Below are 13506 nucleotides of genomic sequence, written 5' to 3'. Positions count from 1 at the left end.
ATTTATGGGCCGTATCTGACCCCGCGTTGCCTTTGACGTGGGCAATGAGGATAGTTTTGTCCCTATGACATCAAGCGATGCCGCCCTTAACCAGCTGCTCACCGACGCCCGCGAATGGGCTTCCCACGATCCGGACCCCACGACGTCGGCAGCTCTCCTTGAGCTCACCGACCTCGCCAGCGGCGGTGACGCAGGAGCAGTCCAGGAACTGGGCGACAGCTTCAATGGCACCCTGCAGTTTGGCACCGCCGGCCTTCGAGCTGCCCTCGGACCAGGTCCCAACCGGATGAACAGGGTGGTGGTCCGCCGGGCGGCGGCCGGCTTGGCTGCTTTCTTGACCGAAGTGGTAGCCGCAGCTGCGCCGGGTACCCGGCCGAGCGCCGTCGTCGGCTTTGACGCCCGCTACAACTCGGACATCTTCGCGCAAGAGACGGCCGCAATCTTTACGGCAGCAGGCATTGAAACCTTCCTGATGCCGGCAGCGCTTCCGACGCCGTTGCTCGCCTACGCGGTCAGGTCACTGGATTGCGACGGCGGTGTCATGGTCACAGCGAGCCACAACCCGCCGCAGGACAACGGTTACAAGGTCTATCTGGGACGCCATGCAGTATCTGAAAGCGGGCGCGGTTCCCAGATCGTGGCGCCGTACGATGCTCAGATTGCCGAAAAGATTGAGGCCGTGGGCGCGTTGGAGTCGATCACGCTGGCAGACGATGGCTGGACTGTCCTGCCCACCTCCATCACCGCTGACTACCAAGCCGCGATGGCAGGCTTGGTGGATGCAGAGCACTTCCCCGCCCGGGACCTGAAGATCGTCCTGACCCCCATGCATGGCGTGGGTGGTGAAACAGCCGTATCCGTGCTGAACGCAGCCGGCTTCGCAAATGTCACGCTCGTGGCGGAACAGGCCGAGCCGGACCCTGATTTCCCCACGGTCGCATTCCCCAACCCGGAAGAGCCCGGCGCCCTGGACCTGGCTCTTGCGGCTGCTGCGGACCTAGGTGCGGACATCGTCCTGGCCAACGATCCCGACGCCGACCGGGCGGCGGTCGCTGCGGTTGACCCCGCAACGGGAGCCTGGCGGATGTTGCGCGGGGACGAAGTGGGTGCGCTCCTGGGCGCCCATATCGTTGCGCGTATGGCCGCCGGTGCCGGCGAAGAACCCCGGGCAGGCGTCTTCGCCAACTCAATCGTGTCCTCGCGGCTGTTGTCACGCATTGCGGCTGCGGCGGGCTATGCCCATGAGGAAACGCTCACGGGCTTCAAGTGGATTTCGCGCGTCCCGGGGCTCACCTATGGGTACGAGGAAGCGCTGGGTTATTGCGTGGCACCGGATCTGGTCCGGGACAAGGACGGCATCTCGGCGGCGGTGCTGATCGCGGAATTGGCGGCAACCGCAAAGGCCGAGGGCAAGACGATCTTCGACACCCTGGATGAGCTGTACCTGGTGCACGGGCTTCATGCGAGTGACCAGTTGAGCATCCGCGTGGCGGACCTGGGTCTCCTGGACGCCATGATGAACCGACTACGCGTCAACCCGCCGGAAGCGTTTGGAGGCTCCGCCGTCGAGGTTTTCACCGATCTTGCCGAAGGCAGCGAATCCCTGCCGCCCACGGACGGGCTTTTGTATCTCACACGGGACCAGAGCCGCGTGATCATCCGGCCCAGCGGCACCGAACCAAAGCTCAAGTGTTACCTGGAGGTGATCCAGGCTGTGGAGTCGGCGGCAGAGCTTCCTGCTGCACGCCAAGCAGCGCGGACATCCCTGGACGATGTCCTTGGGGATGTCCGCGAGGCGTTGGGTTTGTAGCCGCCGGAGTCCGGCGTTTTAGAGTTCAACCTCGATGTAGCCATCCACAAGGCGGGTGGCAAAGGTTGCGAGCTTAAGGTTGGGGTCGGTGAAGCACTCACCGGTTTCGAGGTCGTAAACCTCTTTGTGCAGCGGCGACGCAATGGTCGGCCGGCTGCCGCGGGACCCGATAATGCCGCGGGCCATGACGTTGGCCAGGGTGGCCGGGTCCTGCTGTGCGACGGCGAAGACTTCGCCGGGTGCGATGCGGAACAACGCTACCTGGCGGCCCTCGATCAATGCCGCTTCGCCCCAGGCCACTTCGAGTTCATCCACTGCGCACACACGGTGCCATTCGCCAACGGCGGTAGTAGTCAGCTCGTCGGCACGGTCCAGAATTACGGTCATTTCAGCCCCTCTCACTGTGTCCGGGCGCTGGCAATTTCCACCTTCACTCCCCCGGACCGGGCCACGCTTGCGGCCACTCTTCAAAGCTAGGGCGCGGGTGTTTCATCGGGGGTCCGCATTTGTGTCCGGTGCGTAAAAGAGACCTCACACCTTGCGAAATGCGTTCGTGATGCAGAAGTTAAGATCACGAAACAAAGGGGAAACTGAAGCGAAACTGCCCGTCCCTAGGCTGGAAGCACAAGTTGCGGAGATCCGTCTGCAACATCTGCGAAAGGCCCACCAGTGACCGGACACACTTCAAGTACAGAGAACCCGCGCCGCATCGTTGTCGTCGGAGGCGGCCCCTGCGGCCCACCGTTTCGCCGACGCAATGTACAACCGCGGTCTTGAAGGCTGGCAGGTTACGGTTCTGACGGAAGAGGCGCACCTCCCCTACGACCGCGTTGCCTTGAGCAAGGCGCTGACGGAAACCGACGTGGACCTCACCCTGGGCGATGCTGCCATGTGGGACCACGAGGCCCTGACGCTGAAGACCGGCGAGCGCGCAGTCAAGATTGATTCCGTTGCCAAGAGTGTCCTCACCGCGGCGGGCAACAAGTACGAATACGACCACCTGGTGGTTGCCTCTGGTTCCGATGCAGCCCGGCTCCCCATCCCTGGCTCCGAGCACACCCACGTCTACCGCACGCTCGAGGACGTTTGGGCGATTAACAAGGCCATTGCGGAGCTCCGCGAAAAACTGGGCCGCAAGGTTAACGCGGTCACCATCGGCGGTGGCTTGCTGGGCCTTGAATCCGCTGCAGGCACCGAGCAGCTGGGCGCCACGCCGATCGTCATCAACGGTGCGCCGTGGCTCATGAACACGCAGTTGGATGAAGGCGCCGGCCAGGCACTTGGCCGCCTGATCGAGGCGAAGGGCTTCGAAGTCCACGGCGGTGTCTTCCCGTCCGAGGTACTGACGGACGACGACGGCCAGGTCACCGGCGTCCTGATGGCAGATGGCCGCATTATTGATGCGGACCTCGTGATCGTGGCTATCGGTGTAAAGCCGCGCGATGATCTCTTCCGCGCAGCTGAGGGCGAAGAGCAGCTGTTTAGCCTGGGCCAGCGCGGCGGCGTGGTGATCAACGATTTCTGTGCCACCGAGGTGGACGGTATTTGGGCTATCGGTGAAGTGGCCAACTTCGAGGGCATGTGCCTGGGCCTCGTTGCTCCGGCAAACACCATGGCCGAGATCGTTGCGGACCGCCTGCACGGCGGCGAGGCAACCTTCCCGGGATTCGACACCGCCACCAAACTGAAGTTGTCCGGCGTGGATGTGGCGAGCTTCGGCGATGCCTTCGCCAAGACCGAGCACTCCCTCGAAATCGTCTACGCAGACCCCGCCCGTGGCGTTTACCAGAAGATCGTCACCACTGACGATGCCAAGACTCTCCTGGGCGGCATCTTCGTCGGCGATGCTTCGCCTTACATGAGCCTGCGTCCGCTGCTGGGACGTGAATTGCCTGCCGAGCCCGGCGCCTTCCTGAGCGCTGCCGGTGGCGGAGAGGCTCCGGAAACCGAGCTGCCTGACGATGCAATCCTCTGCTCCTGCAACAACGTGTCCGCCGGAACCATTCGCGACACCATCAATGGGTGCGGTGCCTGCGAAGGCAACGCACCGGTCCAGGAACTCGGTGAAGTCAAAGCCTGCACGCGTGCCGGCACCCAGTGTGGTTCCTGCGTCCCCATGCTGAAGAAGCTCCTCGAAGGCGAACTGAAGAAGTCCGGCATCGAGGTTTCCAAGGCCCTGTGCGAACACATCAGCCTGTCCCGCCAGGAGCTGTTCGACGCTATCCGTGTCCTGGAACTTACCTCCTTCGAAGACATCATGGCCAAGTACGGTACGGGTGCCGGTTGCGATATCTGCAAGCCGACCATCGCCTCCATCCTGGCCAGCCAGCACTCCGCCTACGTCCTGGACGCCGGCCGTGGTTCCCTGCAGGACACCAACGACCGCGCCTTGGCGAACATGCAGAAGGACGGCACCTACTCGGTGGTACCGCGTATTGCCGGTGGTGAAATCACCCCCAAGGGTCTCGGTGTCATCGCAGCGGTCGCGGAAAAGTACAACCTGTACACCAAGATCACCGGTGGCCAGCGCATCGATATGTTCGGCGCCCGCCTCGAGCAGCTGCCGGACATCTGGAAGGAACTGGTTGATGCCGGCTTCGAATCCGGCCAGGCCTACGGCAAGAGCCTGCGCACGGTGAAGTCCTGCGTTGGGTCCACGTGGTGCCGCTTCGGCGTCCAGGATTCCGTAGCCATGGCCATCGCCCTGGAACTGCGCTACCGGGGCCCTGCGCAGCCCGCACAAGCTGAAGATGGGCGTGTCCGGTTGCGCCCGCGAATGCGCCGAGGCCCGCGGCAAGGACGTCGGCGTCATCGCCACGGCTGACGGCTGGAACCTGTACGTCGGCGGCAACGGTGGTGCTACCCCGGCACACGCACAGTTGCTTGCCAAGGACCTGGATGACGAAACACTGCTGAAGTACATCGACCGCTACCTCATGTACTACATCCGTACCGCCGACCGCCTGCAGCGCACGGCGCGTTGGCAGGAAGAGCTCGACGGCGGCATCAAGCACGTCGAGGAAGTAGTGGTACACGACTCGCTTGGCATCGCCGAGGAGCTTGAAGCGGCCATGGCCAAGCACATCGACACCTACGAGGACGAGTGGGCTGAGACCTTGAAGGATCCGGAGCGCCTCCGCCGTTTCCGTTCCTTCGTCAACGCCCCCAACCAGAAGGACGAGTCCATCTCCTTCGTTCCGGAGCGGGGCCAGATCCGCCCTGCGACGAACGAGGAAAAGGGCGGCGTGCTCATCGCCTCCACCATCCCGGTCCGCCGCGAAACTGTCGGCGCAGAACCCGTCGGCGCAGAACCCGTCGGCGCAGAGAAGTAGGGGAACCCATGCAGCTCACCATTGATCTCACAGGCCGCGACGTCCTCGTCACGGGATCCGAAATAGCCGCCCGCCAGGCCGTCCGCCGCTACGAGGCTGCCGGGGCCAACGTTTACCGCCTCAGCACCCCTGCCGGCGCACCCGGCGACGGACCTCTGCCCGAGCGTCCGTTCCTGGTAGCAGTGGTGGACGACGGCGACGCCGGTTGGGAGCCTTTGGTTGAACGCTGCGGCGGTGCCGGTATTCCGGTAGCTTTCGAGCCGGCACCAGGCATCGAGGGGCATGTGACCCTGGTGGGCGGTGGTCCGGGCGCCCTGGATCTCCTCACGGTTGGTGCGGTGGACGCCCTCCGCGATGCCGACGTCGTGTTTTACGATCGCCTGGCCCCGTATCAGGAGCTGGCCGACCTGACGTCCGGCGAGTTGGTGGACGTTGGAAAGCAGCCCGGGCACCACAAGGTCACGCAGCGTGACATCGAGAAACTCATGGTGGAAGCTGCGCTCCTGGGCAAGAACGTGGTCCGGCTTAAGGGCGGCGATCCATACGTCTTTGGCCGCGGCGGCGAAGAAGTGGCAGCCTGCGTTGCCGCTGGCGTTCCCGTCCGCGTGATCTCCGGTGTCACCAGCGCTATCTCTGTTCCGGCTGCAGCGGGAATTCCGGTAACGCACCGCGAGGTAAGCCACATGTTCACCGTGGTTTCCGGACACGCCCCGCTGACGGAGAAGGAACACACGCACCTGGCAGGACTCGGCGGCACGATCGTTGTCCTCATGGGCATCGGAACCCTCCCGCAGCTTGCCGCCGGTTTGCGCCGGGCGGGCATGGAGGCTGACATGCCGATGGCCGTAGTGGAGCGTGGCTACCGCCCGGGCCAACGCACCACCATCGCCGATCTGGGTACGATCGAAACGGCAGCCACTGGTTGCAGCAACCCGGCCGTGCTGGTCATAGGCGAGGTGGTCCGGGTGGCTGAAGCCAACCGTAATCATGCCGAAGCATCCGCTGAACTGAGCCGACTCGCGGCTTCGCTCCTTGAAGCCTGAAAGTAAATCAATGACTGTTGCACGTGCCCTTGAAATCCAAGACGTCACAACCGCCACGGACGTTTCAGAAGCTACCGAAGCGCCGCTGGACGGGTTCCGCATCGGCGTTACCTCGCATCGCCGTTCCAGGGACCTCATCGAGGCCTTGGAACGGCGGGGTGCGAGCGTGCTCCATGCCCCGGCCTTGAAGATCGCGCCCGTGCAGGAGGACATGGTCCTCATCGAGGACACCCGCACCATCATCGCCGCCAAGCCGGATATCTGCATCGCCACCACGGCCTACGGCATGCGCCGCTGGTGCGAGGCGGCGGACTCCTTCGGCATCGGCGAGCAACTCCTGGAAACACTCTCGGCCTGCCGCATGTTCGTTCGGGGACCCAAAGCGCGCGGTGCCGTCCGCGCGGCCGGCCTTGCCGACGTCGGAATCAGCAGTGACGAAACCACAGCGACACTTGTGGACATGCTCCTGGCGGAGGGTGTCCGGGGCAAGACGGTGGCTGTTCAGCTGCACGGGTACACCGATGTACGCCAGCTGGAGCGCCTCCGGATGTCCGGCGCCACGGTCCTGACGGTGACGCCATACCGGTGGGTCAAGCCCGACGGCGAGGACAAACTCCCGCGCCTGATCGAGGCCGTGTGCAATGGCAACCTTGACGTCCTGACCTTCACCAGCGCCCCAGCAGTGGACGCGATGTGGAGCACGGCGCATGAGATGGGCCTGTACCGGCAGCTCATTGAAGCACTCAAAGGGCCCGTCACGGTTGCCGCCGTCGGGCCTGTCACGGCACAGCCACTGCTCGACGCCGGCCTGACGCCACTCATTCCCGACCGTTACCGCATGGGCGCACTCATTCGCCTGGTGACGGAGCACCTGTCCTTGAACCACGTGCGCCGCCTGGAAACCAAGAGCGCCACCATCGAACTCCGCGGACGCTGCCTGCGGATCAACGGCGAAGTAGTGGAACTCGCTCCAGCGCCCCTGCTCTTGCTCCGGGCCCTGCTGGGCGCCGGTGGTGCGGTGCTGTCCCGTGAATCGCTCTCGGACCTCCTGGACCTCCGCGGTTCCGTGCACGCCCTGGACATGACAGTCAGCCGGCTGCGCTCCTCGCTTCCTGACGGCAAGCTCATAGAAACGGTCGTGAAGCGCGGGTACCGGCTGCGGGCTTAGGTTCCCTGGGTTCGCTAGCCCGGGGCAAGCCCGCCCGCAGACCCTCGCTCAAGAAGGCACCGCAACGTCCAGGACGTTGCGGTGCCTTTCGCTTTTAAGGGCGTGCCCGTTGTCCTTGACAGTTGCAAAACGTTTTAGGTAATGTGATCCAAACAACATTCAAAACGTTTTGCAAAGGGCTGTCGATGACGACGAAGGTAGGAATCCGCGAAGTGGCGAAGGCTGCCGGCGTTTCAATCACCACTGTTTCCCATGCACTCAACGACGCCACCAGCGATCGCGTGAACCGCAAAACGCAAGAACACGTCCGGGCGGTGGCCAAGGATCTGGGCTACGCCCCCAATCGCCTGGCCAGCGGACTGCGGAACCAGCGTTCGCAGATCATTGGCCTCGTCAGTGATCAAATCACCACCACGCCCTTTGCCGGGGCCATGATCCGTGGCGCCCAGGAAACCGCGTATCAGCGGGGCTACCTGCTGATGGTGCTCAATTCGGGGCTTGACAACGATCTTGAGAAACACGAAATCCAAACCCTCCAGCAACACCAGGTGGACGGGATCGTTTACGCCCGGATGTACCATCAGGGCGTCACCGTTCCCGAGGAGCTTTACGAAGTCCCCACGGTCCTGCTGGACGCGGCCTCCGCTGACAGTTCAATCTCCTCAGTGGTCCCGGATGAAATCGCCGCCGCGGAAAGCGCGGTGGAAATCCTGGCTGCTGCAGGGCATACAAGGATCGGGATGATCAACAATATTGACGACATCCCGGCCACGCACGGACGGCTGGAGGGCTACCGAAACGCCCTCCTTCGCAACGGGCTGCCGGAAGATCCACGGCTCGTCGCCTCCGCGGTCTCGGACACTGTCGGCGGCAGGCAGGCAGCGGCACAACTGCTGTCTTTACCTGATCGGCCCACTGCCCTGTTCTGCTTCAACGACCGCATGGCCATGGGCGCCTACCAATCAGCTTCGGCAGCAGGCCTTCGCATCCCGGAAGACCTCTCAGTGGTGGGAATGGACAACCTCGAACTCATCGCAGATGCGCTGTGGCCAGGGCTGACCACTGTTGCCCTTCCGCATTACGAGATGGGGTGCTGGGCCGTTACGCGGCTCCTGGACGACATTGAAAAACCCGGCACGCCGCCGGGGCAGAAAAAACTCATCTGCCCCGTCATCGAACGGGGTTCGGTGGCACCGCCACGCTGACATAAACCACCAACCCACACGAAACACCACGTCACAACACCGGAAGTCCGCAAGAAGAGGGGCGCAGCCGTTGCAGCGGCTGCGCCCCGAAGGACCCGGGCCAATCATCCACACCCAAAATCAGCAGAAAGATTGACAATCATGAACAAACGATTCACGCGGATCCTGGCAACCAGCATAGCTGCGGCGGCCCTCGTCGGCAGCCTGGGCGCCTGCAGCAAGGGCAGTTCCTCGTCCTCAAGCGACGGCCCCAAAGAGATCACCATGTGGACCCACGCCGCCGGAAACCCGGAGGAACTGGCGGCGACCCAGGCGATCGTTGACTCCTATAACAAAAGCAGTGGCGCGAAGGCGCAGATCAAGGTGCAGGCCTTCCCGCAGGAGTCCTACAACGACTCCGTCGTAGGGGCGGCGTCAGCCGGGAAACTTCCCTGCATCGTGGACATTGACGGGCCCAACGTTCCCAACTGGGCATGGGCCAAGTACCTGGCGCCGCTGAAGCTGTCCGCGGACCTTTCCAAGAACCTCCCCAGCACTGTTGCCAAGTGGCAGGGCGAGACCTATGCGGTTGGGTACGGCGACGTCGCTTTGTCCATGTTTGCCCGCAAATCCGATCTCGCAGCGGCGGGCGTCCGCGTCGCCACCATTGAGAAGCCATGGACGAAGGACGAGTTCCAGGACGCGTTGACCAAACTCAAGGCACTGGGTAAATGGGATTACCCACTGGACATGGGTACTGCCGGAACCGGCGAATGGCTGCCCTATGCGTACTCGCCGTTCCTGCAGTCCTTCGGCGGAGACCTGATCAACCGCGAGGACTACCAGTCGGCCGACGGAGCCCTGAATGGCGATAAGGCCGTCGAATGGGCCAAGTGGTTCCGCGGGCTGGCGGATCAGGGCTTCATGGCGACGAAGAGCGGGAAAGATTCCACCCAGGACTTCCTGAACAACAAGAGCGGCCTCCTCTACACCGGTTCCTGGGCCGGGGACAAGGCCCGGGCTGCCCTGGGAGATGAGCTGGTGGTCATGCCCAGCGTGGATCTGGGCAACGGTCCCAAGATCGGCGGAGCTTCCTGGCAGTGGGGCGTCACCAGCGGCTGCAACAACATGGATGCCGCGATGGACTATCTGTCCTATTCCTTGAAGCCTGAAAACGTGGCGTCCGTCATCAAGGCAACTGGAGGCATCCCGGCCACCAATGAAGCCGCGGCCCTGATTCCCGCATTCGCCGAGGGCGGTGCCAACCGTATCTTCATGGAGTTCTCGCGTCACTACGCGGTGTTGCGGCCCGAAACCCCGGCTTACCCGTTCATCGCCACCGAATATGGCAAGGCTGTCCAGGACATCCTTGCCGGCGCGGACCCCAAGACGGCCCTGGACAAGGCGGTCAAGGCGATTGACGCCAACATCAAGTCCAACGGCGGCTACAAGAACTAGCCGACGGCAGCCGGACGGGCGACGGCGGCACTCACCCTGCCGCCGTCGTCGGACCTCCCGGCCCCCGACTGTCTACGGAGAACCCCATGACAACCACCCAAATTCCCCCAAGTCCTGGCCGCCGCGTGGCGGCCCCCCGCCCCGGCGGCACCGCCCAGCAAACCCCACCGCCGGCCGCGCTACCTGCGCGAGCAGCTGAGCGGGTGGGCAATGATTGCGCCCGCCGCAGCCCTGCTTCTGCTCTTTGTGTTCCTCCCCGCGATCCTGGGCTTCGGCCTGGCCTTCACCAATGCCCGCCTTGTGTCACCGCGACCCGTTGAGTTTGTGGGTGCGGACAATTTCGTCCGCCTCTTCACGGATCCCACGTTCTGGCGCGCACTGCTGAATGTCAGCTACTTCGCGGTTGTAGTGGTGCCCGTCCAGTCCGGCCTTGCCCTGGCGATGGCGCTCCTGATCAACAAGAAGTTCCGTGGGGTGAACTTCTTCCGCACCCTGTACTTCCTTCCGGTGGTGACGTCCATGGTGGTGGTGTCCCTGCTGTGGCTGTTCATGTACCGCAAGGACGGGCTGATCAATGAGTTCCTGTCCGCGGCCAGCTTCGGCCTGATTGACGGCCCGGACTGGCTCAACGATCCAGCCACATCCATGCCTGCCATCATCATCCTGTCCATCTGGCAGGCCGCCGGCTTCCACATGATCATCTGGCTTGCCGGCCTGCAGAGCATCTCCGGGGAACTGTATGAGGCAGCCCAGCTTGACGGGGCAAGCCGCTGGCACCAGTTCCGTTACGTGACCTGGCCGGGCCTCAGGCATACCCGAACCCTGATCCTGGTGACCATCACCATCCAGGCGCTCGGGCTCTTCGACCAAGTCAGCGTCATGACCCAGGGCGGGCCGCTCGATTCCACCACCACCATCATTTTCGAGGCGGTGCGCTCCGGCTTCAAGCAGCAGGAAACATCCTATGCATCGGCCATCTCCCTCGTATTCTTCGTCCTGGTGCTGCTGATCTCCGCAGTGCAGCGCTACCTGACCCGAGAGAAGGACTGACATGAAAGAGACACTCACATCCAAGAGTCTCAGCAGTGCAGGGACCATGCTGGTGCGGATCCTGTTCGCCGTCGTCGCCGCATTCCCCCTCGTGTTCATGCTGGTGTCTTCACTCAAGCCGGACCAGCAGATCTTCGGGGACATGTCCTCGGTGGCAGCCTTCCTTCCCATCGGCAATATCTCGTTCGACAACTACGCTGCTGTATTTGACCGAGTGCCTGCCGCCCGCTTCCTGATCAACTCCACCGGCGTTTCTGCTGTGACAGTGGTGTTGGGGATCTTCATCAACAGCCTCTGCGCCTTCGCCCTGTCCCGGATGGAGGTCCGCGGCAAGCGCATAGTGTTCACCGCGATCCTGGCCACGCTGATCGTCCCCTTCCAGACGCTGGCGCTGCCGCTGGTGTGGTGGGTGAACCAGTTGCCGTTCTTTGAGCTCAACGGGTTCAGCCTCGAGATCTCCAAGGGCTGGCTGGACACCTACCAGGTCCAGATCATCCCGTTCATCGCCAATGCGTTCTCCATCTACCTGTACCACCAGTACTTTGAGTCGATCCCGAAGGAACTGGATGAGGCTGCGAGGATTGACGGCGCTGGCTGGTTCAGAATCTACCGCCTGGTGGTGATGCCCCTGGCAGGCCCAGCGACAGCCACGGTGGCGATCCTGACGTTCCTACCCGCCTGGAACTCCTACCTTTGGCCGCTCATGGTGGTCCAGTCCGAGGAGCTCCGGCCCGTCATGATCGGCATCCAATACTTCTTCCAGCTCAACGTCTCCTGGGGCGAAGTCATGGCTTATGCCTCCCTCATTACCGTCCCGGTGGTGGTGCTGTTCATCGCGTTCCAGCGCTCCTTCATCAACAGCATCGCCTCCAGCGGCGTCAAGGGCTGACCATCTTGTCCCTCATGCGAAAGGGAAATACTCCTATGCACACAACCGCCGACCTCGACTGCCGGTACCGGCCCCAGTGGCACTACTCCGCGCAGCGCAACTGGCTCAACGACCCCAACGGACTTCTCTACTCCAAGGGCGTCTACCACCTGTTCTACCAGCACAACCCGGACGGCGATACGTGGGGCAACATGTCCTGGGGCCACGCCACCTCGGTGGACCTGCTGCGTTGGGATGAGCAGCCAGTTGCCATCCCCTGCGATGACGATGAAGCCATCTACTCCGGCTCCGCTGTGGTGGATATCCATAACACGAGCGGTCTCGGCACCGCAGACAACCCGCCCCTCGTGGCGATCTATACGAGCGCCTACACCTCCGGCTCGCCCATGGCCGGCCTCCAGGCGCAGTCCCTTGCCTACAGCACGGATGACGGCGCCACCTGGACGAAGTACTCGGGAAACCCTGTGCTGGACAGGGCCCTCCCCGGACTTCCGTGATCCGAAAGTCTTTTGGTACGACGGCGACGCCGGCAGTTACTGGGTCATGGTCGCCGTCGAGGCAGCCCGTCGTGAAGTCGTGCTCTACAGCTCACCGGACCTGCTGTCCTGGGAATACCTCAGCACCTTCGGCCCGGCGAACGCCACAGAAGGCGTGTGGGAATGTCCGGACCTGTTTGAACTTCCAGTGGACGGCGACGCCTCCAACACCCGGTGGGTTCTGGTGGTAAACCTCAGCCCGGGCGGTATCGCCGGCGGCTCCGGCGGCCAGTACTTCCTCGGAACGTTCGACGGCGTGACCTTCCATTCCGAAACAACCGTCACCGAAGGCCTCCAGGCTGACGACACCCGGATGGCCGAGTACGGCTGGCTCGACTGGGGCCGGGACTACTACGCCGCCGTGTCCTTCAGCAACGTACCCGGCGGACGCCGGCTCATGATCGGCTGGATGAACAATTGGCAGTACGCCGCTGAGACACCCTCAGACGGCTGGCGCAGCGCCATGTCGCTCGTTCGCGAAGTGAAGCTGGTTTCCCGAGGCGGGCGTCCCGTGTTGTTACAGGAGGCAATTGACCCTTTCGAAGACCATGCGACGGAGAATTTGGCACTGGGCCGGCAACGGCTGGAACCCGGCCTGACGTGGCTTCCCGAAGAGGTATCCGGGGACGTGCTAAGGATCGATGCCGAGTTCGAGCCCGGGCAGGCCGGAAGGGTCGGCATCGTGCTGCGGGCCGACCCCCGGCAAGGGGTCGCACCGGGCGGCTTTTCCGCAGGTATGGAGTGCACAGTACTGGCCTACGACCCGGCGACGGGGGAACTCAGCCTGGACCGCACCGAATCCGGCAACGTCGGATTCCACGAGGCATTTCCTTCAGTGGATCGCGTTGCTGTACCTCTGGAAGATGGCCGGATACGGCTTCGCATCTTTGTGGACCGCTGTTCCGTCGAGGTCTTCGCCCAGGATGGCAGGGCGACCATCACCGACCAAATCTTTCCGGCGGACTCCAGTACGGCCCTTGCCCTCCTTGCAGAAGGCGAGGGCGCCAACCTGGTGAGCTTCGCCGTCGTGCAGTAA

General features: G+C 63.3%; 8 protein-coding genes and 2 pseudogenes. 9 read left to right on the top strand and 1 reads right to left on the bottom strand.

Annotated elements, in window-relative coordinates:
• Positions 1-64 precede the first annotated feature (64 nt).
• A complete protein-coding gene (locus LDP01_RS17180) occupies positions 65-1810 on the top strand; it encodes a phospho-sugar mutase (protein ID WP_224091896.1) in 1746 nt (581 codons plus the stop codon).
• Positions 1811-1828: 18 nt separating this feature from the next.
• Here LDP01_RS17180 and nirD read toward each other — a convergent pair whose 3' ends face one another.
• Positions 1829-2197, bottom strand: coding sequence for a nitrite reductase small subunit NirD (gene nirD, locus LDP01_RS17175; RefSeq protein ID WP_224091886.1), 369 nt, complete (start codon positions 2195-2197; stop codon positions 1829-1831).
• 282 nt (positions 2198-2479) lie between these two features.
• On the opposite strand from nirD, the pseudogene nirB reads away from it, so the two are divergent.
• The 8 genes and pseudogenes from nirB to LDP01_RS17135 all read left to right on the top strand — a co-directional run bounded on the left by nirB (position 2480) and on the right by LDP01_RS17135 (position 13506).
• Positions 2480-5142: pseudogene (gene nirB, locus LDP01_RS17170) on the top strand (nitrite reductase large subunit NirB).
• Between the two features lie 8 nt (positions 5143-5150).
• Positions 5151-6185 carry a uroporphyrinogen-III C-methyltransferase gene (gene cobA, locus LDP01_RS17165; protein WP_224091884.1) on the top strand — a complete coding sequence of 345 codons (1035 nt, stop codon included), beginning with the start codon at positions 5151-5153 and terminating at the stop codon, positions 6183-6185.
• A gap of 10 nt (positions 6186-6195) precedes the next feature.
• Positions 6196-7353 carry a uroporphyrinogen-III synthase gene (locus LDP01_RS17160; RefSeq protein WP_224091882.1) on the top strand — a complete coding sequence of 386 codons (1158 nt, stop codon included), beginning with the start codon at positions 6196-6198 and terminating at the stop codon, positions 7351-7353.
• A gap of 185 nt (positions 7354-7538) precedes the next feature.
• The gene (locus LDP01_RS17155) at positions 7539-8558 is read left to right on the top strand and encodes a LacI family DNA-binding transcriptional regulator (protein WP_224091879.1); all 1020 of its coding nucleotides are present in this window, start codon (positions 7539-7541) and stop codon (positions 8556-8558) included.
• Between the two features lie 141 nt (positions 8559-8699).
• Entirely contained in the window at positions 8700-9995 is a 1296-nt protein-coding gene (locus tag LDP01_RS17150; RefSeq protein ID WP_224091877.1) for a sugar ABC transporter substrate-binding protein, read from the top strand.
• 183 nt (positions 9996-10178) lie between these two features.
• Entirely contained in the window at positions 10179-11045 is an 867-nt protein-coding gene (locus LDP01_RS17145) for a carbohydrate ABC transporter permease (RefSeq protein ID WP_224093909.1), read from the top strand.
• 1 nt (position 11046) lies between these two features.
• Positions 11047-11934, top strand: coding sequence for a carbohydrate ABC transporter permease (locus LDP01_RS17140; protein WP_224091875.1), 888 nt, complete (start codon positions 11047-11049; stop codon positions 11932-11934).
• 35 nt (positions 11935-11969) lie between these two features.
• Positions 11970-13506, top strand: a pseudogene (locus LDP01_RS17135) (glycoside hydrolase family 32 protein).

It is taken from the genome of Arthrobacter sp. StoSoilB13, from assembly GCF_019977255.1.
GTDB lineage: Bacteria > Actinomycetota > Actinomycetes > Actinomycetales > Micrococcaceae > Arthrobacter.
The sequence above is the reverse complement of the archived record's forward strand: the minus strand, read 5'-3'. Positions and strand labels throughout refer to the sequence as shown.